20 protein-coding genes, 1 pseudogene and 1 other annotated feature (1 of these 22 running past the window's edge) are annotated in these 22,040 nt (G+C 45.8%); all 21 genes and pseudogenes read left to right on the top strand.

The window, feature by feature from the left end; all coding sequences use genetic code 11:
- Positions 1 to 174, top strand: a binding site (T-box leader) (it extends 53 nt beyond the left edge of the window).
- 294 nt (positions 175 to 468) lie between these two features.
- The gene (locus tag P5G49_RS04230; RefSeq protein WP_301242204.1) at positions 469 to 1,827 is read left to right on the top strand and encodes an anthranilate synthase component I family protein; all 1,359 of its coding nucleotides are present in this window, start codon (positions 469 to 471) and stop codon (positions 1,825 to 1,827) included.
- A 31-nt stretch (positions 1,828 to 1,858) separates the two neighbouring features.
- Entirely contained in the window at positions 1,859 to 2,890 is a 1,032-nt protein-coding gene (gene trpD / locus P5G49_RS04225; RefSeq protein WP_301242203.1) for an anthranilate phosphoribosyltransferase, read from the top strand.
- Positions 2,887 to 3,678 carry an indole-3-glycerol phosphate synthase TrpC gene (gene trpC / locus P5G49_RS04220; RefSeq protein WP_301242202.1) on the top strand — a complete coding sequence of 264 codons (792 nt, stop codon included), beginning with the start codon at positions 2,887 to 2,889 and terminating at the stop codon, positions 3,676 to 3,678. The genes trpD and trpC overlap by 4 nt, the downstream gene beginning before the upstream one ends.
- Entirely contained in the window at positions 3,675 to 4,298 is a 624-nt protein-coding gene (locus P5G49_RS04215; protein ID WP_301242201.1) for a phosphoribosylanthranilate isomerase, read from the top strand. Before trpC ends, P5G49_RS04215 begins: the two co-directional genes overlap by 4 nt.
- Positions 4,289 to 5,482 (top strand): tryptophan synthase subunit beta, encoded by a 1,194-nt coding sequence (gene trpB, locus P5G49_RS04210; protein ID WP_301242200.1) that lies wholly within the window; start codon positions 4,289 to 4,291, stop codon positions 5,480 to 5,482. Before P5G49_RS04215 ends, trpB begins: the two co-directional genes overlap by 10 nt.
- Entirely contained in the window at positions 5,479 to 6,273 is a 795-nt protein-coding gene (trpA, locus tag P5G49_RS04205) for a tryptophan synthase subunit alpha (RefSeq protein ID WP_301242199.1), read from the top strand. The genes trpB and trpA overlap by 4 nt, the downstream gene beginning before the upstream one ends.
- 48 nt (positions 6,274 to 6,321) lie before the next feature.
- Entirely contained in the window at positions 6,322 to 7,296 is a 975-nt protein-coding gene (locus P5G49_RS04200) for a DUF4003 family protein (RefSeq protein ID WP_301242198.1), read from the top strand.
- Positions 7,297 to 7,584: 288 nt separating this feature from the next.
- Positions 7,585 to 8,610, top strand: coding sequence for an ABC transporter ATP-binding protein (locus tag P5G49_RS04195; protein ID WP_301242197.1), 1,026 nt, complete (start codon positions 7,585 to 7,587; stop codon positions 8,608 to 8,610).
- Positions 8,591 to 9,517: an ABC transporter ATP-binding protein gene (locus P5G49_RS04190; RefSeq protein WP_301242196.1), complete on the top strand. Its 927-nt coding sequence runs from the start codon at positions 8,591 to 8,593 to the stop codon at positions 9,515 to 9,517. Before P5G49_RS04195 ends, P5G49_RS04190 begins: the two co-directional genes overlap by 20 nt.
- 16 nt (positions 9,518 to 9,533) lie before the next feature.
- On the top strand, positions 9,534 to 10,502 hold the full coding sequence (gene opp4B, locus P5G49_RS04185) for an oligopeptide ABC transporter permease (protein WP_301242195.1): 969 nt from the start codon (positions 9,534 to 9,536) through the stop codon (positions 10,500 to 10,502).
- A gap of 30 nt (positions 10,503 to 10,532) precedes the next feature.
- Entirely contained in the window at positions 10,533 to 11,447 is a 915-nt protein-coding gene (locus tag P5G49_RS04180) for an ABC transporter permease (protein ID WP_301242194.1), read from the top strand.
- A 21-nt stretch (positions 11,448 to 11,468) separates the two neighbouring features.
- Positions 11,469 to 13,304 (top strand): oligopeptide ABC transporter substrate-binding protein, encoded by a 1,836-nt coding sequence (gene opp4A, locus P5G49_RS04175; protein ID WP_301242193.1) that lies wholly within the window; start codon positions 11,469 to 11,471, stop codon positions 13,302 to 13,304.
- Between the two features lie 190 nt (positions 13,305 to 13,494).
- Positions 13,495 to 13,632 (top strand): annotated as a pseudogene (locus P5G49_RS04170) (M55 family metallopeptidase); the annotation flags it as partial.
- Between the two features lie 119 nt (positions 13,633 to 13,751).
- Entirely contained in the window at positions 13,752 to 14,687 is a 936-nt protein-coding gene (locus P5G49_RS04165; protein ID WP_301242192.1) for an ABC transporter permease, read from the top strand.
- Positions 14,687 to 15,625: an ABC transporter permease gene (locus P5G49_RS04160; protein WP_301242191.1), complete on the top strand. Its 939-nt coding sequence runs from the start codon at positions 14,687 to 14,689 to the stop codon at positions 15,623 to 15,625. Before P5G49_RS04165 ends, P5G49_RS04160 begins: the two co-directional genes overlap by 1 nt.
- Positions 15,626 to 15,735: 110 nt before the next feature.
- Positions 15,736 to 16,716: an ABC transporter ATP-binding protein gene (locus P5G49_RS04155; protein WP_301242285.1), complete on the top strand. Its 981-nt coding sequence runs from the start codon at positions 15,736 to 15,738 to the stop codon at positions 16,714 to 16,716.
- 59 nt (positions 16,717 to 16,775) lie between these two features.
- The gene (locus P5G49_RS04150) at positions 16,776 to 18,440 is read left to right on the top strand and encodes a peptide ABC transporter substrate-binding protein (RefSeq protein ID WP_301242190.1); all 1,665 of its coding nucleotides are present in this window, start codon (positions 16,776 to 16,778) and stop codon (positions 18,438 to 18,440) included.
- A 66-nt stretch (positions 18,441 to 18,506) separates the two neighbouring features.
- Positions 18,507 to 19,430: a S66 peptidase family protein gene (locus tag P5G49_RS04145; RefSeq protein ID WP_301242189.1), complete on the top strand. Its 924-nt coding sequence runs from the start codon at positions 18,507 to 18,509 to the stop codon at positions 19,428 to 19,430.
- A gap of 40 nt (positions 19,431 to 19,470) precedes the next feature.
- Positions 19,471 to 20,415 (top strand): C40 family peptidase, encoded by a 945-nt coding sequence (locus P5G49_RS04140; RefSeq protein WP_301242188.1) that lies wholly within the window; start codon positions 19,471 to 19,473, stop codon positions 20,413 to 20,415.
- A complete protein-coding gene (locus P5G49_RS04135; protein ID WP_301242187.1) occupies positions 20,416 to 21,429 on the top strand; it encodes an ABC transporter ATP-binding protein in 1,014 nt (337 codons plus the stop codon).
- A gap of 300 nt (positions 21,430 to 21,729) precedes the next feature.
- A complete protein-coding gene (ureA, locus tag P5G49_RS04130; RefSeq protein WP_301242186.1) occupies positions 21,730 to 22,032 on the top strand; it encodes an urease subunit gamma in 303 nt (100 codons plus the stop codon).
- Positions 22,033 to 22,040: the final 8 nt, after the last annotated feature.

Raw genomic sequence — 22,040 nt, 5'->3', positions numbered from 1 at the left:
TGGGTGGTGGAAACTGATTCGCGGCCGGTGTGAATGGACTTATGAGAGCTATCCGGTGTTTTCCGGGTGGACGTCTTTCCCACGTTACGGGAAGCGCTTATTAGGCGCGCCGAGTAGAGGCTGTTTTTTTGATGGCTTCAAATAGAGGTGGCAACGCGGGAATCCGCCCTCTGCAATTGGACTTTTATGTCCTTTTGCAGAGGGCTTTTTTGTTTTTATGCGTAAGTTTTTCGGGATATGCGTGAATGTACTGGATTATGCGTAAGTTTTTGAAGTTATGCGTGATTTAGCGGATTTATGCGTATCTGGCCCGCGGGATGGTGTTTGGATCAAGTGCTCTGTGTCGCGCCCAGTGCTTTTGACAAATTAAGGGTTTGAATTGAATAGGAGAAAGGTCATGAAACGACGATAACTCCAGGGGAATGACCGATACCCAACCACTAACATGAAAAGAAGAGGAGAGATGAGATGGAGAAGACGAGTTTGCGTATTACTGAGAAGAAAATTGAAGGAGATTCACTGACGCCGATTCTTATATTCAGGCGTTTGCAAGGGCGGCATCGGTTTTTGTTGGAAAGTTCGTCTAAGCATAATGAGCGGTCGGGGAGGTATTCGTTCGTTGGAGTGGATCCGGTGAAGGCGTATCGCGGCGGAAATGGCAGGTTAGAAGAGTTTGTGTATGCGACGGGAAAATCGTACACACATGAAGGCAATCTGTATACACTTCTCAAAAGGTTGATGCCGCGCATCTCGGAGCATGGGGAATACCCATTCATGGGCGGTGCAGTCGGATATGTCGGATACGGCGCGGCGGGTGAAGCCACAACGATTGAAACTAAAACGCCGGACGTCTATTTCAACATTTACAACACCGTCATCATTTTTGATCACTTTCTGAATGAAGTGACACTGCTTCACACCGAAATCAATCCGGAATATTCGAAGCCCGATCTAAACGCACTAACGGAACAAATAACAAACGGCCAAGCCGAAGTAGAAAGGGGCATTACCATTTCCAATTACTGTTGCGCACTCTCGCAGCAAGAATTTGAAAATCGAGTGAGACAAGTCCAAGAGGAATTCATTGAAAAGGGCACCCTAAAACAAGTTGTCCTCTCCCGAAAACTCGAAGCGGACATCGAAGGCGACCCTTTCGCTCTTTATCGAAAACTACGCAAGCGGAATCCGTCACCGTATATGTACTACATGGAATTTAACGATCAGATAATCCTCGGTGCTTCACCGGAAAGCCTTGTCCGGGTGACGGACGGGACGGTTGTGGCGAATCCGATTGCGGGGACGCGCAGGAGGGGGCGCGATGAAGAGGAGGATTGTGCCTTCGAAGATGAACTTCGGAATGATCCAAAAGAGTTGTCGGAGCACGACATGTTGGTGGAGCTTAGCCAAGAGGAGCTTGAACCTATTTGTGAGCCGGCTTCCGTCCGGGTTTCAAACTATATGGAGACCGTCCGTTATGAGCATGTCATGCACCTTGTATCAGAAGTGGAAGGGAAGCTTGCGCCGGAATTGCATCCGCTTGATGCATTGAAAGCGGTGCTGCCTGCTGGGACGGTGACGGGGTCGCCGAAGAAGCTTGCGATGGATATCATTTCGAAGCTTGAGGATGAGCCGCGCGGAATTTACGGGGGCGCAATCGGTTATATCGGTTTGAATGGAAATATCGATTTTGCACTTACAATCCGGACAATGTTCGTAAAGGATGGGGTGGCTTCTGTGCAAGCAGGTGCTGGGATTGTGAAGGATTCTATTCCCGCACTGGAATATAAGGAAACCATGAATAAAGCCCGTTCTTTATTGGAGCTTTGAGCTGAATAAAAGAGATGAGGAGAGATGAGAGATGAAAAACTATACGAGCCAAGTAGAGAAGAACCAGCATTTACAATATGAAGATATGGTGGAAGCAGCTAATCGGATGTTCGCAAACAATGCGGAAGTGGAGGAGATTGCAGAGTTCCTTGTCGCATTATCCAAGAAAGGGGAAACCGCAAGGGAAGTGGCGGCGCTTGCTTCTGTCATGAAAAAGCATGCAATCTCTTTGGACGTCCCGGAAGCCCGGTACTTGGATAATTGCGGGACGGGCGGCGACGGTTCAAACTCGTTTAATATCAGTACGACGTCGGCATTTGTCCTCGCTGGTGCGGGTGCGAAAGTGGCGAAGCATGGCAACCGTAAGATTTCAAGTGCGGCTGGCAGTCATGATGTACTTGACGCGCTTGGAATCCCTTCACATTTCGCACCCGGGGATATGAGCAAGATGCTTGAGAAGGAAGGGATGGCTTTCATCTTCGCGCCAATCGTCCATCCGAAGATGAAAAAAATCGGTGAGGCGCGTCAGAAAATCGGGAAGCCGACGATTTTCAATCTTGTTGGACCACTGACGAACCCAGTTCCCCTTGAAACACAGTTCACAGGCATCAACCGACCTGATTTCCTCATGGAGTACGCATCCGTACTTCGGATGCTTGGCAGGGAGAGAGCGATTGTCGTATCGGGGGCAGGAGGCATGGATGAGGCGTCGCTTGCGGGGCAGAACTCATTTGTCCTTATGGATAAAGGCGACTTGATCCCTTTTACTTTGACCGCGGAAGATGTCGGGCTTGAATACGCCCCCTTATCCGCAATCCGCGGGGGGAGCGCCAAGGAGAATGCCGGCATGATCCGTGATGTTCTTAAAGGCAAGCGGGGGGCTAAGTTTGACACGGTCGTCTTCAACACTGGTATCGGGTTGTTTGCAAACGGGATGGCAGAGTCAATTAATGAAGGAATTGAACTTGCGATTGACAGCATTCTTTCCGGAAATGCATTGCAAAAACTTGAAGCCGTCGTTGCATTCAGTACAGAGATTGGAAAGGTGGCGGTGGCGAAATGACGATTTTAGAGAAGATCCTTGAAGTGAAAAGGCTTGAAGTGAAGCAACTACTAATGGAGGAACAAGTCGTTTCATGTGAAACTTTGTCGAAAAGAGCATCCCTATTCGAAACGCTCCGAAAATCTGACCGACTCGAGGTCATATCGGAAATGAAGCGCGCATCGCCTTCGAAAGGAATGATTGCGGATCAAGCGGACCCGGTTACGCAGGCAACAGCCTATGAGCGTGCGGGCGCGGCATGTATCTCTGTGTTGACAGACAAGCAATTCTTCAAGGGTTCGTTCGACGATTTGACCGCTGTTGCAGAAGCCGTTCAAATCCCGATTCTATGCAAGGATTTCATCATCCATGAAGTGCAAATCGACCGTGCTATGGAAGCGAAGGCGTCCGTCATTTTGCTTATCGTTGCAGCGCTTGATGACATGACCCTCCAACGGCTTCATACGTATGCTACGGGAAAAGGGCTTGAGGTATTGGTTGAAGTGCATAATGCAAAAGAATTGAGCCAGGCGTTAAAGATTGATGCAGAATTGATTGGCGTCAACAACCGGGACTTGCGGACGTTTGAAGTGGACCTCTCAAGGACGGAGGAAGTCGCAAGGATTTTTCCGTTCAATGAAAACCGTGTGTTCATTAGCGAAAGCGGCATTATGAGTGCGGCTGATGCAAAGCGTGTGGCTTCTGCCGGGGCGAGTGCTGTTCTTGTCGGCGAGTCATTGATGCGTAGCGATTCCGTGGAAGACTCGCTTCGTTCGCTTCAAGTTCCAAGGGGAGGGGTTCTCCTATGACCAAGGTGAAAATATGCGGATTGATGGAAACGCAGCATGTGCAAGCAGCGGTGGAGGCGGGCGTGGACGCGGTTGGATTTTTGTTTGCTCCAAGCAGACGCCGAGTCGCGATTGCGCAAGCAAAGGAACTGGCGCGCTTTGTACCGGAACACGTGATAAAGATTGGGGTGTTTGTGAATGCGACACAGGAGGAAATGGAGCGTGCTTTCCGTGAGGTTCCGCTTGATTTCATCCAGTACCATGGGGATGAGACAGTGGAATTAATAGAAACTGTGGGACTTCCTTCCATTAAAGTGTTATCGGTTCGGGGTGTTGACGATGTAAGAAACGTGCGAACAGTTCAATCAGATTATATTTTATTCGACACGCCTGGGACTGAATTCCGCGGAGGGAGCGGTGAGGTGTTTGATTGGAGCCTTTTAAACGGCGATTTACCGAGGGATCGGATAATCTTGGCGGGTGGATTGAATGCGCAAAATGTAAAAGATGCAATCCGGCAGGTGCGGCCGTTCATGGTGGATGTGTCGAGCGGAGTGGAGATTGACGGGAGAAAAGATGAGGCGTTGATCCGCGAATTCATACAAGCGGTGAAAGAGGAGGAGAGCATAGGATGGCGATAGAGTTGAAGAAAGGTAGATACGGGAAGTTTGGTGGGCAGTATGTGCCGGAGACGCTGATGACTGCGCTTATTGAGTTGGAGGAGGCGTATGGGACGGCAAAGAGTGATCCTGCTTTTCATAAGGAACTGGATTATTATTTGCGCGATTTTGTTGGCAGGGAGAATCCGCTCTATTTCGCGGAACGTTTAACTGCAAAGATTGGTGGCGCAAAGATTTTTTTGAAGCGCGAGGATTTGAATCATACGGGTGCGCATAAGATCAATAATTCGCTCGGCCAAGCGTTGCTTGCGATACGGATGGGCAAGCGGAAGATTGTGGCGGAGACTGGCGCTGGGCAGCATGGCGTGGCGACTGCGACGGCTTGCGCGCTGTTTGGGCTTGACTGCGTCGTGTTCATGGGCAAAGAGGACATCCGCAGGCAGGAGCTGAATGTGTTCCGGATGGAGCTATTAGGCGCGAAGGTCGTCTCCGTCGACAAGGGCTCGGGGACGTTGAAGGATGCGGTGAATGAAGCGTTGCGGTATTGGGTCGCAAATGTGGAGGACACACATTATATTTTAGGATCGGCACTTGGTCCACATCCATTTCCGGAAATCGTAAGGGACTTCCAGCGCGTAATTGGCGTGGAGACTCGTAGACAGATTGTGGAGAAGGAAGGGCGCCTGCCTGATGCGGTAGTTGCGTGCATTGGTGGCGGAAGCAATGCGATTGGTATGTTCCATCCGTTTATCGAGGACGAGGGAGTTGCGCTTTTTGGCGTTGAAGCGGCGGGAAGCGGCATTTCGACGGGATTGCATGCGGCTGCGATTGCGGATGGCCGGGAAGGCGTGTTGCACGGCGCATATATGTATGTGCTTCAGGATGAGGATGGGTTTATTAAAGAGGCGCATTCAATTTCTGCTGGACTTGATTATCCGGCGGTCGGACCGGAACATTGCCATTTGCATGAAATCGGCAGGGTGAAGTATTCGTCCGTGACGGATGCGGAAGCACTTGAAGGATTAAAGCTTTTATCAAAGACAGAGGGGATCATCCCTGCGCTTGAGAGTGCACATGCAATTCATTTTGCAGCGGAGCTTGCTAAGGAAATGGATAAGGATGAAATAATCGTCGTTTGTTTATCGGGTCGAGGCGACAAAGATATGCAGACGGTCCGCGAAGCAATTGGAGGTGTAGTGGAATGAAGACGGTTGAGAAGCGGATACGTGAATGTGTTGCGAAGGGGAATAAGGCGTTCATCCCCTATATGATGGCTGGCGACGGGGGACTCGACTCGCTCAAGGATAAGCTGCTTTTCCTTGAGGAATGCGGAGCGACGGCAATTGAGATCGGTATACCGTTTTCCGATCCGGTGGCGGACGGCGAAGTGATCCAGAGGGCGGGGGAACGTGCACTCGCTGACGGTGTGACGTTGCGGAAAGTGTTGGATGAGTTAGTGAGATTCAAGGGAGAAGTGTCTGTTCCGTTGATTATCATGACGTATTTGAATCCTATTTTGGCGTATGGCATTAATTCGTTTATCGAAAGATGCGAGAAAATCGGTATTGGTGGACTGATCATACCGGATTTGCCTCTTGAGGAGGACGGCCTGTTGCGCAATGGGTTGGAAGGGACGGATATCGCACTAATCCCTTTAGTGTCGCTGACGAGTTCGCTTGAACGGATAGTCAACATCGCTAAGCAAGCAGAAGGGTTCATATACGCAGTGACCGTGAACGGAATCACGGGCGTGCGGAATGAATTTGAAGACAAGCTTTCCGCACATTTGAAACGTGTGAAGGAGGAAAGCTCTGTGCCTGTGTTAGCGGGGTTCGGAATTTCTACATCGCAACAAGTGGAACAGTTAGGTGCGCAAGCTGACGGTGTTATCGTTGGAAGTGCGATTGTGGATGCCCTTCATCGTGATGATTTGGAAGTGATTCGGGGGTTGATGAGAACTTGTACAATGGAAATAAATAATTCTGCCACTTCGTGAAACTTTTCATATTATATGTACGTACATATAACAAAGGGGTTGTTCGGCATGCGTTTGGATACCATCAGACATGAAGTGGAGACGACATATGACAAAGTGAAATCCTTGGCCGGTTGGAGCGTTAGCAAAAACGTTGTGTTGACGATTACTTCGTATTATGTGACGGCTGAGAGGGAATTTAATGCTGTCGATTTCAACCGTGCCATGGCTGCCTTGAAAGAGAGGTCGGGTTGGTTTTCGCCGTTGCGCGGGCATTTATTGCCGATGATGGCAGCGTTTTTGACGCAATCGGGAAACTCTGTCGATGAAGTTGTGGACCGATTGATGGAAAAACAGCGTGTGTTAAAGCAGGCTGGATTTCGGAACTCCATTCATTCCTACCTTGCAGCAATTCTTATGAATGATGATGCCGATTTGTTTGAAGTAGAGGCAGAACGGGCAAAAAAGCTTTACAATGCGATGAAAAAACAGCATTTCTTTCTTACATCGGAAGATGATTATACATACGCCATGCTTTTAGGGAAAAAGGGAGAGGATCCTGAGCTTCATGCAAAAGCGATGCGCAACTATTATGATGCATTACGCAAAGAAGGCTTTCGGGCTGGAAATGAATTGCAGTGGCTGTCGCAGGTACTGACCTATACGGATATAGACTTTAAGTCTCATCTTGTCCAAAGGGCGGTTAGGATATTTGAAATGCTTGGGGATGATCTAAAAGCGATGCCTGTCCATTACCCGATGATTGGATTTCTTACGGTATTCGATGTTGAGGATGGAAATATCCGTGAAATCATCTCCTTGGCAAAAGAGTTGGGGCAATCAAAACAGTTCAAATGGAATAGGGAAATGGCATTATCGCTTGCATGTGGGATACTGTTGCATCATTTGACGGAATCCGCGGATCAAGTAGGCGTTAGTATGGCGGCGTCAGTTGATATGATTATACAGGCGCAACAGGCGGTAATGGCGGTAACTGTAGCCGCGGTAGCCACTTCTTCTGCACATAGTGCGTCCAATGGATAAAAAAGAATAATAAGGAAAAGAGCAGGGGAAAGAAGCCGTTATTGAATTCGACGGCTTTTTTCCCCTGCTCTTTTATAAATTAATTTTTAAGACATTTTTATCTTGAAAACGCATTTAAATCAATGTTTGTAATGTATTTGTCATATTAGAAATAATACAAGATTATGATATTCTAAAAAAACAGTATTGTCAGGACTTCCGATGTGTAGTATATTGAGTTCAATAACTTTTCGCAAAATATGAAAATTGGTTATTTGAAGAAGTGTCAGTGAGTAAGGGGGAAGTTTAGTGAAAAAACCGGTCTTAGAAATAAAAGATCTACGTACATCATTCAATATTAAAGGCGAGTATTATGCAGCGGTGGATGGTGTCACGTTAACTGTCCATGAGAATGAAGTTGTGGCAATCGTTGGTGAATCAGGTTGTGGTAAAAGTGCATTGGCACTTTCAATCATGGGATTACATGACCGGAAGAATACGAAACTTGACGGTCAAGTGAATTTTGGCGATGAAAATCTTTTGACTGTTTCCCGATCTCGTTTGAATAAAGTGAGAGGGAAAGACATAGGGATGATCTTCCAGGATCCGATGACTGCCCTGAACCCACTCGCGACCGTCGGGAGACAAATCGAAGAACCGATGGATTACCATATGAAGTTATCCGCGTCAGAAAAGAAAAAACGCACACTGGAACTTCTTCGCAGGGTCGGTATTAAAAACGAACAACGCGTGTACGAGCAATACCCGCATGAATTATCGGGTGGAATGAGACAACGTGTCGTCATTGCTATCGCACTTGCTTGCGATCCACTTCTTCTTCTTGCGGATGAGCCTACAACCGCCTTGGACGTAACGATTCAAGCACAGATTTTAGACTTGATGAAAGAATTGCAGAACCAAATGAAGACAGGTATCATCCTGATCACGCATGACTTGGGCGTTGTAGCTGAAATGGCCGATCGCGTCGTAGTCATGTATGCAGGTGAAGTTGTAGAGATTGCGGAGGTTAAGGAGTTATTTGAGAATCCATTGCATCCATATACGAGATCGCTATTGAATTCAATTCCTTCCAATATGCAAGCAAAACAAAAGTTACATGTCATTGAAGGAATCGTTCCTTCCATTCAGAACCTTGACCGTGAAGGCTGTCGTTTTGCGCCACGTGTCGATTGGATACCTGAAGAGGATCATGAAAAGAACCCGGAAATGCATGAAGCGGCACCGAACCACTTTGTCCGTTGCACATGCTACAAAACGTTCTATTTCCCGGAGGACAGAGTAGGAGAGAATGAATATGTCGCTACTAACAGTTAATGATTTAAAAGTTCACTATCCAATTAGAGGCGGTTTTTTCCGTAGAGTCGTAGACCACGTCAGAGCAGTTGATGGTATTAGCTTCGAATTGCAACCAGGAGAAACGTATGGCCTTGTCGGAGAATCCGGCTGTGGGAAAACGACTTCAGGTAGAGCAATTATCGGCTTGAATAAATCAACAGGCGGGGAAATGCTGTTTGAAGGTAAGGACTTAGCCAAAATGGGTAGAGCTGAACGATATAAACATACGAAAGACATCCAAATGATTTTCCAGGATCCATATTCGTCCTTGAATGGACGGAAAAACGTATTGAATATCATTGCTGAACCTCTTCGTAACTTTGAAAGACTCTCACCAAAAGAAGAGCTTTTAAGAGTACAAGAGTTGGTTGCGCGAGTAGGTTTGAGTCCTGAGTCAATCTATAAATATCCCCACCAATTTTCTGGTGGACAGCGGCAACGTATCGGAATCGCCCGTGCACTTGCTTTAAACCCGAAATTGATCATTGCGGATGAGCCAGTATCTGCATTGGACGTATCCGTTCAAGCACAAGTATTGAACTTCATGCAGGAAATTCAAAAAGATTTCAACTTGACGTATCTATTTATCTCGCATGACCTTGGTATTATCCAACATATGTGCGATCGAATCGGCATCATGTACCGCGGGCGTTTTGTAGAGGAAGGGACAGCCGATGAAATCTACAATAATCCACAACATGTTTATACAAAACGTTTGATTGCTGCTATTCCAGAGATGAACCCTGAGAAACGTTTCGAAAAAATGCATCTTCGCCAGTCGATTAACGAGGAGTATCAAACTGGCTATAATAATTACTTTGACAAAGATGGACGGATGTTCGATTTAAAGAAGATTTCAGAATCGCACTCTGTAGCCATGCAATAAGGGGAGGATGATGTAAATGTTGAAATTCATTTTACGTAGAACATTGATCATGATTCCGCAGCTCATCCTCCTGAGTCTCGTCATCTTCGTGCTTGCCAAAGCGATGCCGGGTGATGCAGTGACGGGGGCGTTCATGGGGAATCCTGACGCTACACCTGAACAGATTGAAAAAATCCGTGAAAAATTCGGCTTGAACGATCCATGGTATGTCCAATATGGACGATGGATCGGAAAAGCGGTGAAAGGTGATTTCGGTCAGTCGTACACCCACCAACAGCCTGTTACGACTCTGATAGCGGGCCGGGTTGAAAATACGGTGCTACTTTCTTTATTCACCGCAATAATGATCTATTTAATTGCCATACCGCTCGGTATTGTAGCCGGGCGTTGGACAGATTCATGGGCAGATAAACTGATTGTCACTTATAACTATGTCGCATTTGCAACACCGCTATTCGTTTTTGCCTTATTAATGCTGTTCATATTCGCTTTCTTATTGGGTTGGTTCCCATACGGTGGAAGTGTTGATATACGAATTGAGTCGGGAACTTGGGATTATGTCGTGAGCAGGGCGAAGCACTTATTCCTACCAGTCATGTCCGCTGCAATAATTGGTACAGTCGGTACGATTCAATATTTGCGGAACGACATTATCGACCAAAAAAATAAAGATTATGTAAAAACAGCGCGTTCCAAAGGGGTGCCGGAAGGAAGAGTGTACACTCGTCATATTTTGCGGAATTCACTTTTACCAATCGCTGCTTTCCTTGGGTATGAAATTACAGGTTTGATCAGTGGCTCGGTCTTCATCGAAACCATCTTCAGTTATCAGGGACTCGGACAACTTTTCATTCAATCAATTGGCTTACGTGACTTTACCGTTGTTACAGCGCTTGTTCTCATATCTGGAACAGCTGTTGTAGTCGGAACAATGCTGTCGGACATCATCCTGAGTATTGTCGATCCACGTATCCGAATTGAATAATGGAAAAGGAAGAAGAGGAGGGGAATACCGATGAAAAATACAGTCACAATAAATGAAAAAGACCTGATTGCAAGAGAGAAGTTGAATAATCCATCGTTTGCAAAGACGATTTGGAGAGAAATAATACATGATAAGATGGCCATAATCTCATTGATTCTGCTTATTATCATCTTGGCAACTGCATACTTATCACCGCTTTTTATAGACCAGGTGGCATTGAAGCGTGTGAACTTCTTGAATACTTGGAAGGCGCCTTCTGCTGCTAACTGGCTTGGTACTGACGACGGTGGTCGTGACGTATTCGGTCAGCTAATGATCGGAGCGCGTAACTCATTTACAATCGGTATTGCGGTAACGTTGATTGCAGGAGTTGTTGGCCTTTCATACGGATTGATCTCTGGATTTTACGGAGGCCACGTAGATAATGTAATGATGCGTTTTCTTGAATTCATGATGGTATTACCAACTACGATGTTCATTATCGTACTTGTAACTATCATTCCAAATTATAATGTTGTCTCATTCATTCTAATCCTAAGTATTTTTGCATGGCTCGGAAAGGCAAGGCTTATCCGTTCCAGAGCATTGCAAGAAAGGGAGCTTGACTATATCAATGCTTCCAAGACGTTAGGAACGCCAAGTTGGAAGATCATGTTTTTTGAAATGTTCCCTAATTTGAGTTCACTCGTCATTGTTAATATGACACTTACTCTTGCAGGAAATATCGGGATTGAGACAGGGCTTACTTTCTTAGGTTACGGTTTGCCTGCTGGAACTCCTTCACTTGGAACGCTTGTTGCGTTCGCAAGGAATCCTGATATTGTGCAAAATAAGTGGTGGGTATGGTTACCTGCAGCATTACTAATTCTAGTAATGATGCTGTGTATAAATTACGTCGGGCAAGCGATCAAACGCGCGTCAGACGCAAGGCAAAGATTAGCCTAAAAAATAAGGGGAGGGAATACAATGGCTAAGAAGCAATTTATGCTACTTGCAAGCCTCTTGCTTGTTCTCAGCGTATTTTTAGCTGCATGTACAGGCAAGGACAACAAAGCTGGTGATAAAGAACCGGCAAAAGATCCAGGTAAAACAGAAAACACAGACACTGATGACGGTGAAGAAGAGGAAGTTGAAGATCCAAACGCTGGACTTGATTTCCCACTAACAGTTACTAACACAGGAACGCCTATCGATGGCGGAGAGTTGAACTATGCTTTAGTTTCTGACACTCCATTCGAAGGTACTCTAAGCCCAGTGTTCTATTCAGGTTCACCTGATAACACTGTAATGAGCTTCTTCAATGAAAGCTTGTTCGCTTACGACGGTGACTTCTTGATCACTAATGACGGTGCTGCAACATACGAAATCTCTGATGACAACAAAACTATCACAATCACAATCCGTGATGGCGTAAAATGGCATGACGGTGAGCCTGTTAAAGCAAGTGACCTTCTTTACTCTTACCAACTACTTGGTCACCCAGACTACACAGGAACTCGTTACACATTCATGATTTCTAACGTTGACGGTATGCCTGCATACCATAACGGCGAAACAACTGAAATCTCTGGTATCACAGTTTCAGATGACGACAAAACAATCTCAATCACTTACACAGAGGCGACTCCATCGCTTAAGTCAGGTATTTGGGCTAACGCAACACCAAGACACCATGTCGGAGATGTTATGACAGGTGAAGTTACAATGGAACAAATCGTATCTTCTGACAAGATCCGTACAAACCCTATCGGTTTCGGACCATTCAAAGTTTCAAAAATCGTTCCAGGTGAATCTGTACTTTATGTACGCAACGATGATTACTGGAGAGGTAAGCCACAACTAGATTCAGTCGTATTGAAAGTAGTAAGCTCTGCTTCTATCCTTGAAGCACTTAAGAAAGGCGATATCGATATCGCATCAATTCCAGTTGACCAATACTTGAATGCTAAAGAAGTCGATAATATCGAATTGTTAGCTCAAGTTGACCTTGCTTACACTTACATCGGTTTCAAACTTGGTAAGTGGGATGCAGATAAGAAAGAAAGCATTACAGATCCAAATGCTAAAATGGGCAACAAACTTGTACGTCAAGCTATGTGGTATGCAATGGATAACGAAACAATCGGTAAAGAACTTTACCACGGCCTTCGTTTCCCAGGTACAACTCTAATCGTTCCTGTATTTGCTTCTTTCCATGACTCAAGCATTCCAACACCGTCATATGATCCTGAAAAGGCGAAAGCACTTCTTGACGAAGCTGGATACGTTGACGTTGATGGAGACGGCTTCCGTGAAAACGATAAGGGCGAGAAATTCGAACTTAACTTTGCTTCAATGTCCGGCGGAGAAACTGCTGAGCCGATTGCACAGTTCTACATTCAAAACTGGGCTGACGTAGGTATTAAAGTACAACTTCTTGAAGGTCGTCTACATGAGTTCAACTCGTTCTACGATCGCGTAGAAGCTGACGATCCAGACATTGACATCTACCAAGGTGCTTGGGGTGTAGGTTCTGACCCGAACCCATCTGGTCTATATGGCAGAACTGCAGCATTCAACTACACTCGTTACACAAGCGAGAAGAACGATGAGCTTCTTGCAGCTATTTCAGGCGAAAAGTCATTGGATACAGACTACCGTGCAGGTAAGTTCAAAGAATGGCAAGAGCTAATGGTTGATGAAGTTCCAGTTGCACCAACAGTATTCCGTTACTACCTAATGGCTGTTAACAAACGTGTTACAAACTACTCTATTGAATCTGGCACAGATCTACGTCTGTGGAAGTGGGGCGTAACTGAATAATAACTGATCGTTAGGGATTCCTAATAATCTACAATTACCGTCATCCGACTAATCGGGTGGCGGTTTTTGTGCGTTTCATGTGGTGAAATAGAGGCTGTTTATTAATCAGATTATATTGTAATATTCACAAGTATTTGATAGTATTGAAGTTACCAATAAATCTGTCTAAATACTAATAGAATTCTTAGAAATGGGGGGTGTAGATTTAAGATTATATGTTTCCGTTGACATAGAATGGATGACTGGACTGCCGGATTATACGTTTGTTGATTCATTTAGACATAATTACGAGAGGGTGCGACGTATTATAACAGAGGAGGCAAATGCACGAACAATTTACTTGTGTAGGAGGTGCATCCTAATCCAGATTTGACGACAAATAATTGAAGGCGCTATCAATGGTTGAATTAGCAATGCAAACAAATTTCTATTAGGGGGAGAGTGCGCATGGCGATTTACATAGTAAAAAGATTCTTCATGATGATTGCGACAATCCTCATCATTGCAACGCTGACTTTTTTCTTGATGCATTCGGTTCCAGGTTCCCCGTTCGACGAAGAGAGAACATCAAATCCAACAATCCAGGCAAATCTCGAGAAGTTCTATAAATTAGACCAACCTACACATGTACAATACTTTGATTATTTGAAGTCGATAGCAACGTTTGACTTTGGACCTTCCATTAAAAAGCCGAATGAGACGGTGAACACATTACTTGCAAGGGGGTTTCCGATTTCATTTGAACTTGGAATGGTGACCATCCTTGTCGCGGTCATTTCGGGAATTACGTTAGGGACGTTAGCGGCATTGCGCCACAACGGCATCATCGATTACTCCGCAATGGCCTTCGCGGTAATCGGGATATCCGTTCCAAACTTTGTATTGGCGACTGTTTTAATCCAGCAATTCGCTGTCAATTGGAATCTACTGCCTCCAGCCACATGGAGCAGCCGGATGCACATGATATTACCGACATTGGCACTTGCTACCGGTCCGACCGCTATCATTGCCCGTTTGACGCGATCGAGCATGCTGGAAGTGCTAACACAGGACTATATAAAGATGGCGAGGGCAAAAGGATTATCGCCAGTACGAATCGTGTTGCGACATGCATTACGGAATGCACTGATGCCGGTTGTGACAATCATGGGGACGATGCTCGCCGGAATATTGACAGGTACATTTGTAATCGAGAAGATTTTTGCAATTCCAGGAATGGGAAAATATTTCGTGGAAAGCATTAATAATCGGGATTATCCAGTTATTATGGGGTCAACAGTTTTCTATAGCGCGTTTCTTGTATTCATGTTGTTTTTAGTAGATATTGTCTATGGATTCATTGATCCGCGCATTAAACTTCACCGAAAGGAAGGTGATGCGTAATGGTGACTCGTCAACAAAACGTGCAAGCGCCGGACGAGTGGTTCAAACCGAAAGGGCGGGATGCTGAAAAAGCTGAATCAGTTGTCCGTCCGTCACTCTCCTATTGGAAAGACGCATGGAGAAGATTGCGGAAAAATAAATTGGCAATGGGCGGGCTCGTATTCTTAATTATTTTAACGTTGTTTGCTATTTTTGCTCCAATGCTATCGCCACATAATATAGAAATAACACAGTACGCAAACCAGAACCAGCCACCTTCCGGAGCGCATTGGTTCGGAACAGATGATAAAGGATGGGATGTCTTTACAAGAACTTGGCATGGTGCCCGTGTCTCATTGTTTGTCGGAGTGGCTGCTGCATTGATCGACTTCTTCATCGGTATCATTTACGGCGGAATCAGCGGCTATAAGGGCGGTAGGACGGACACAATCATGATGCGTATCATTGAAATCCTTTACGGTTTGCCGCATTTATTAGTTGTCATTCTATTAATGGTCATCATGGGTCCGAGTTTAACAACAATCATTGTTGCATTGACGATAACCGGTTGGGTTGGCATGGCTCGAATTGTAAGGGGACAAGTACTTCAGATAAAAAACTATGAATTTGTGACAGCATCCAAGTCATTTGGTGCAGGTACATCACGAATCATCCGGAAAAACTTGCTTCCGAATACAATGGGCCCGATCATCGTTCAAATGACATTGACTGTTCCGAGTGCAATTTTTGCGGAAGCCTTCCTAAGTTTCATCGGGCTTGGGATCCAAGCGCCTGTGGCAAGCTGGGGGGTAATGGCGAATGATGCATTGCCTGTCATTTTATCAGGCCATTGGTGGAGATTGTTCTTCCCGGCACTTTTCATTTCACTGACAATGTTTGCATTTAACGTCCTTGGAGACGGTATGCAAGACGCACTTGATCCGAAGCTGAGGGGGTGAATGGCTTGAATGAAGATGAAAATACGTTGAAGAAAAACGGCCAAGGTGGAGCGGCAGTCTTAACAAAGCCTGAAGCGGCAGGAAAACGTAAACAGGTGTTTTCGGAGGTGATGCTTTCCGTACGTGATTTATATGTTTCATTCAGGACATTCGGGGGGGAAGTACAAGCATTACGCGGTGTATCATTCGATTTATATAAAGGGGAGACACTCGCAATTGTCGGGGAATCCGGTTGTGGGAAAAGTGTCACTGCGAATACGATAATGGGGTTGATCCCGGAGCCGGCGGGACGGATTAAAAATGGAAGTGTTCTTTTTAAGGGCAAGGACTTGACGAAATTGGACAAATCGAAGATGCGGAAAGTGCAGGGGGTCGACATCTCCATGATCTTCCAGGATCCGATGACCGCGTTGAACCCGACGCTTAAAATCGGTGAGCAGCTTACGGAAGGGTTGCGGACCCATCAAAAAGTAAGTATAGGTGAGGCAAGAAAAAAGGCGATTAAACTTCTTGAAGTGGTCGGTATTCCAAACCCTGAAGAAAGGATGAAGCAATATCCGCATCAATTTTCGGGAGGGATGCGGCAAAGGATAGTCATTGCAATTGCTTTAATATGCGAGCCTGAGCTGTTAATCGCGGATGAACCGACGACCGCATTGGATGTTACAATCCAGGCGCAAATTCTTGAGTTGTTTGAAGAGATTCAAGAACGGACGGGTGTTTCTATCATTCTGATCACTCATGACTTGGGGGTGGTTGCGAAGATAGCGGATCGGATTGCGGTTATGTATGCCGGCAAGGTCATAGAAATTGGGACGAAGCGTGAGGTGTTCTATACCCCGCAGCACCCCTATACAAAGGGATTGCTTGCTTCCGTTCCACGGCTTGACTTGAAGGAAGAGGAACTTCAACCGATCGAAGGGACGCCGCCTGATTTATTCGCACCTCCGATTGGATGTCCGTTCACCGCGAGATGCCCGTTTGCAATGGAAGTCTGCGATCGCATTTATCCGGGGACGACCGACATATCCGTGACGCATGCCGTGGATTGCTGGTTGCAGGATGAGCGGGCGAAGAAACTGTTCGATTAAATAGGTGCCATGCACAATAGTGCTTCTATATTCATATACAAACAAAGGGGGTTATTGTATTGAAAAAGTGGTTGACGTTTTTGATGGTAGCTATGCTTGCACTTGTTCTTGCAGCTTGTACAGCGAATAAGAATGCAGGCAAGGAGCCGGGCACAACGAAAGAACCTTCAACAAATGAAGGGAAATCGGAGGGGAAATCGGAGGAAGTGGTTGCCGCTGAAAAGGTACTTCTCTTGAATAACGGTGACGAACCGACATCCTTTGACCCGTCCATCGGGTTCAATGCAGTGTCCTGGAGTGCGCTTAACAACATTATGGAAGGATTGACACGCCTTGATAAGGACCACCGTGCAGTCGAGGCGACAGCAGAAAAAATCGATATCTCGGACGATGGATTGACTTACACATTCACAATCCGCAGCAATGCTAAATGGTCCAATGGTGACCCTGTAACAGCGGGTGATTTTGTTTTTGCATGGAAGCATATGCTTAATCCTGAAACAGCTTCACCTGCGGCGTTCCTTGCATACTTCATCGAAGGGGCGGAGGCGTATAATAATGGGGATGGCTCCGTTGATGACATCGCTATTGAGGCAAAGGATGAGAAAACATTCATTGTTAAATTGACGTCACCGAACGAAGCGTTTTTGAACATCATTACAAACCCAAGCTTTTTCCCAATCAATGAAAAAGTCGCGACTGCCAATCCGAAATGGCATACAGAAGCGTCAACTTTCGTTGGAAACGGACCGTTTAAACTGATGTCATGGAATCATGATGTGAGCTTTGAATTTGGAAAGAACGAACATTACTGGGATGCTGATGTGGTCAAATTGGATAAAGTTCACTGGGCAATGGTGAATGACACGACGACCGCCTACCAAATGTATCAAGCCAATGAGTTGGATGTAACGGGAGTTCCTTCCGAAATCGCGGACCAATTGAAGGATAGCGACGAGTTGCGCGTCGATGACCAAGCAGGCTTGTACTTCTATCGATTCAATACATCGATGGAGCCATTTACGAATAAGAAGATCCGTCAAGCATTTGCTTTTTCAGTTGACCAAGAGGAAATCGTCAATTTTGTAACGAAAAATGGAGAGAAGCCTGCCCATGGCTTTGTGACATTCGGATTCATCGGTCCGGATGGCAAAGAATTCCGTGATACTGTCGGCGATCTTGTATCCTTCAATCCTGATAAGGCGAAACAGCTTTTGGAAGAAGGGATGAAAGAGGAAGGATACACAGAACTTCCAAAAGTTACAATTACGTATTCAACAAGCGAATCTCACCAAAAAATCGCTATCGCGCTTCAATCCAAGTTCAAGGAAATTTTGGGTGTGGATGCGGAATTGCAAAACGTCGAGGGCGGAGTTTTCCTGTCTGAGCAAAAAGAATTCAAATACCAAATGTCCCGTTCCTCTTTCCTGCATGACTATGCAGACCCTGTGAACGCACTTGAAAGCTTCATCACAGGCTCCTCCATGAACCGTACTACATGGTCGAATGCAGAATATGATAAGCTGATTTCGGACATTAAAAATGAAACGGATGAAAATAAGCGTTGGGAATTGTTGAAGCAGGCGGATAAGCTTCTAATGGAAGAAATGCCTGTATTCCCACTGTACTTCTATAATTCAACATCACTTGAAAAACCGGGCGTATCCGGAATTCTTCGCCACCCTGTAGGCTATCTTGACTTGAAATACGCAGATAAGAACTAATTCAACGTCGCGGTGTCCATCATGGCGCCGCGATTTTTAAATGGCTTGGAAAGGAAGATGTAAAAAATGAGAATACGACCTAAACGGCTTCAACCGGGAGATACAATCGGAATTATTGCACCTTCCAGTCCGCCAAATCAAGAAAGCCTTGAGCGCTCGCTCACCTTCTTAGAACAGTTAGGCTTGAAGTGGAAATTTGGAAAACACATCAACAATACGCGTGGCTACCTTGCGGGAACTGATGATGAACGGCTGCAGGACTTGGAAGACATGTTCGCAGATCCATCAATTGCCGGCATTATTTGCGCAGGTGGAGGATATGGATCGGCGCGTTATACTGACAGGTTGGATCTGCAATTGATACGTGAGAATCCGAAGATATTTTGGGGATTCAGCGACATCACTTTCCTTCATACCGCTATGGGGTTATATTCCGATATCGTCACATTCCATGGCCCGATGCTTGCGTCTTGTGTTGGAAAAGACACATTCCATGATTTATCCGCAAAAATGTTCATGCAACTGTTTGAACCGATGGAACTTCATTATACAGAAGAAATCTCTCCTCTGATCTCGATAAGTGGCGGTGTGACACATGGTGAAATTGTCGGTGGCAATCTTTCTCTGCTTGTTAACTCGATGGGTACAAAATTCGAGGTCGACACGAAGGGGAAGTTACTTTTCATCGAGGATGTCGGGGAGGAGCCTTACCGTGTTGACGGGATGTTGAACCAACTTCGCATGGCAGGAAAGTTTTCTGACGCAGCCGGAATTATCATTGGGGATTTTTCGGAAACTGAACTAAAGAAAACAAGGGAATCATTGACGTTGGATGATGTTTTCGAAGACTATTTCAGGAATATTGGGAAACCGGTCGTCAAAGGTTTCAAAATCGGCCATTGCGAGCCGCATTTTGCAATTCCATTAGGCGTTAAAGCAAAGCTTGACGGGGATGAGAAAACACTTACGATTCTGCCGGGTGTGGAATAAGCCAAACTTTAATGGGAGTTACGGGAAAGGGGGAAACGGTATGACGGAGCTTACCGTGAATATGTATGCATGCGCAGTACCGGTCGCGACGGTATGGACATCACCTGAATCGGCACGTGAAATGGACGAAGAAGGTATTGCCAATCCGCTTCATTTGAATAAATGGCTGGAAAAGCTTGCGTATGAAGAACGACTTGACCTTTGCAACAGCAACCGTGTGCAGACTCAGATTTTGTATGGTGAGCCGGTCATCGTGGAGAAGATCGTCGGTGAATGGGCGAGAATAATCGCCGTTTGGCAACCGTCGAAGAAGGATGAAAGAGGTTATCCGGGCTGGGTACCCCTCACACAATTGAAGAAGGCGACTCCGCTTGAGGAGGCTGGAGGATTTATACGGGTGGCTATTCCAAAATCACAGTTATGGAAATCGGATAGTACTCCGTTCATGATTGTGCCATTCAATACGATTCTGCCATTAACTGATGAGAGTGAAGATCATTTCCATGTAATGACACCAGATGGAGAGGCATTAGTACTGAAAACGGATATTGTAGAGGCGCCTTCCATCCATCAATTTAAAAAGCGGCCACCTGAATCGGCTGTTGACGAAGGCCTTGTCTATTTGGATCTCCCTTATTTCTGGGGTGGGATGTCGTCATATGGGTTTGATTGCTCAGGCTTCACGTACAATATGATGAAAGCTTGCGGGTATTTTATTCCGAGAGATGCGAGTGATCAGGCGAAGAGCGGAGAAGAGGTACCAAAGGGTGACCCCTCTTGCTGGAAAAAAGGTGATTTAATATTCTTCGCGAACGATGAAGGAAAAGGTAATGTCAGGCACGTCGGGTTTTATTATGGAAATGGCTTACTTCTTCACTCGCCTTCCACAGGGCAATCAGTTGAGTTAGTGAAGTTAGAGGGCTCGAAGCTTGAACGTGATATTAGCGCGGTCCGAAGATTTGGCGCGGAAGAGGGGTCGAGCTGAATGACTAAGAAAGTAATTCTATCTGTAAAGAATTTGAAACGTTACTTCGATGTCGGAAGAGGGCAAAAATTGAAGGCGGTCGACGGCATCAGCTTTGATATTGTTAGGGGAGAGACATTTGGGCTCGTCGGCGAATCGGGTTGCGGAAAATCGACGGCGGGGCGGACGATTTTGGGCCTGTACAATAAAACGGATGGAGAAGTTTTATATGAAGGGCAAAGCATCCATGATATGACGGATAACGAACGGCATCGTTTCTTGAAGAAGATGCAAATGATCTTCCAGGATCCGTATGCTTCCTTGAATCCACGCTCCACTGTTTATGAAATAATCGCTGAGCCGATGCAAATCCATGGAATGTACAAAACCCAGGAGGAAATGCGTGCCCGTGTGAATGAATTACTTGAAGACGTAGGTTTGAATCGGGATCATGCAAATCGCTATCCACATGAATTCTCAGGCGGGCAGCGGCAACGGATCGGCATAGCCCGTTCACTTGCATTAGATCCAGAATTCATCATTGCGGATGAGCCGATTTCAGCACTTGACGTCTCGGTACAAGCCCAAGTCGTCAAGTTGCTCCAACGATTGCAACGGGAAAAAGGGCTGACGTATTTATTCATCGCGCATGATCTGTCGATGGTCAAATACATATCGGACCGCATTGGCGTCATGTATTTAGGACATATGGTGGAACTTACGTCGAGCAAGCAGCTCTACGATAAACCATTGCATCCATACACGGAAGCATTGCTGTCGGCCATCCCGATTCCGGATCCGGATATCGAGGAATCCCGTGAACGAATATTGCTGAAAGGTGAGCTCCCAAGCCCGATCAATCCGCCGTCTGGTTGCGTGTTCCGTACACGCTGTCCTTATGCGATGGAGGTTTGCGGGGAATTGAAACCGAAGTGGCTGGAAAAGGAAGAAGGACATTTTGTCGCTTGTCATTTGCATGATGAAGAGACGTTGAAGCGTACGGATGCGGTAAGGGAAGTTGTTGGGTCGTCCTGAATTTACAGGACGGCCATTTTTTATGGCCGGTCACAAGGCGATTCGCCTTAAGGTCTTGCTGTGTTGTGTAGAAGTTGCCAAGCAAAAATGATTATCTTATAATAGAGTCGTTGTATTTTCCTCAACTTCCTCATACCGACCTGCATCGAGCCGGGTCCCAATCAAATGGACGCATGTCCTTTACCGCATATTCTTGCAAAACATTAAATGATTCGAAAAAAATGAATAGGAAAGATAGTTTCAGCAGAATACTATCTAAAGTTATCTAAAATATGTGAATAATATTCGGGGGTGTTTTTATTGAAGCTATCACCAGTTGAACAGGAAAAACTATTGTTGCATGTAGCAGGGGAGCTTGCGCTGAAGCGGAAGGCACGAGGCGTAAAGTTGAATTACCCTGAGGCTGTAGCTCTTATTTGTCATTTCATCATGGAAGGTGCTCGTGATGGGAAGTCGGTTGCGCAGTTGATGAGTGAGGGAAAGCAGTTGCTGACGGTTGATGATGTGATGGAAGGCGTCGACGATATGATAAAGGATGTACAGATTGAATGCACGTTTCCGGATGGGACTAAGTTGGTTACGGTGCATCACCCAATTCAATAAGGGGGTTT

The organism is Sporosarcina highlanderae (assembly GCF_030433715.1).
Lineage (GTDB): Bacteria > Bacillota > Bacilli > Bacillales_A > Planococcaceae > Sporosarcina > Sporosarcina highlanderae.
Note: the sequence above shows the minus strand (reverse complement) of the source record. Positions and strands in the feature narration are given on the sequence as shown.

What these genes read in the sequence shown, in the direction of transcription:
- P5G49_RS04180 (WP_301242194.1), top strand. Translation starts at nt 10,533, where the DNA reads ATGAAAAATACAGTCACAATAAATGAAAAAGACCTGATTGCAAGAGAG.
- trpC (WP_301242202.1), top strand. Translation starts at nt 2,887, where the DNA reads ATGACGATTTTAGAGAAGATCCTTGAAGTGAAAAGGCTTGAAGTGAAG.
- P5G49_RS04135 (WP_301242187.1), top strand. Translation starts at nt 20,416, where the DNA reads ATGACTAAGAAAGTAATTCTATCTGTAAAGAATTTGAAACGTTACTTC.
- trpD (WP_301242203.1), top strand. Translation starts at nt 1,859, where the DNA reads ATGAAAAACTATACGAGCCAAGTAGAGAAGAACCAGCATTTACAATAT.
- opp4B (WP_301242195.1), top strand. Translation starts at nt 9,534, where the DNA reads ATGTTGAAATTCATTTTACGTAGAACATTGATCATGATTCCGCAGCTC.
- trpA (WP_301242199.1), top strand. Translation starts at nt 5,479, where the DNA reads ATGAAGACGGTTGAGAAGCGGATACGTGAATGTGTTGCGAAGGGGAAT.
- P5G49_RS04165 (WP_301242192.1), top strand. Translation starts at nt 13,752, where the DNA reads ATGGCGATTTACATAGTAAAAAGATTCTTCATGATGATTGCGACAATC.
- P5G49_RS04155 (WP_301242285.1), top strand. Translation starts at nt 15,736, where the DNA reads ATGCTTTCCGTACGTGATTTATATGTTTCATTCAGGACATTCGGGGGG.
- P5G49_RS04140 (WP_301242188.1), top strand. Translation starts at nt 19,471, where the DNA reads ATGACGGAGCTTACCGTGAATATGTATGCATGCGCAGTACCGGTCGCG.
- trpB (WP_301242200.1), top strand. Translation starts at nt 4,289, where the DNA reads ATGGCGATAGAGTTGAAGAAAGGTAGATACGGGAAGTTTGGTGGGCAG.
- opp4A (WP_301242193.1), top strand. Translation starts at nt 11,469, where the DNA reads ATGGCTAAGAAGCAATTTATGCTACTTGCAAGCCTCTTGCTTGTTCTC.
- P5G49_RS04230 (WP_301242204.1), top strand. Translation starts at nt 469, where the DNA reads ATGGAGAAGACGAGTTTGCGTATTACTGAGAAGAAAATTGAAGGAGAT.
- P5G49_RS04190 (WP_301242196.1), top strand. Translation starts at nt 8,591, where the DNA reads ATGTCGCTACTAACAGTTAATGATTTAAAAGTTCACTATCCAATTAGA.
- P5G49_RS04215 (WP_301242201.1), top strand. Translation starts at nt 3,675, where the DNA reads ATGACCAAGGTGAAAATATGCGGATTGATGGAAACGCAGCATGTGCAA.
- P5G49_RS04145 (WP_301242189.1), top strand. Translation starts at nt 18,507, where the DNA reads ATGAGAATACGACCTAAACGGCTTCAACCGGGAGATACAATCGGAATT.
- P5G49_RS04160 (WP_301242191.1), top strand. Translation starts at nt 14,687, where the DNA reads ATGGTGACTCGTCAACAAAACGTGCAAGCGCCGGACGAGTGGTTCAAA.
- P5G49_RS04200 (WP_301242198.1), top strand. Translation starts at nt 6,322, where the DNA reads ATGCGTTTGGATACCATCAGACATGAAGTGGAGACGACATATGACAAA.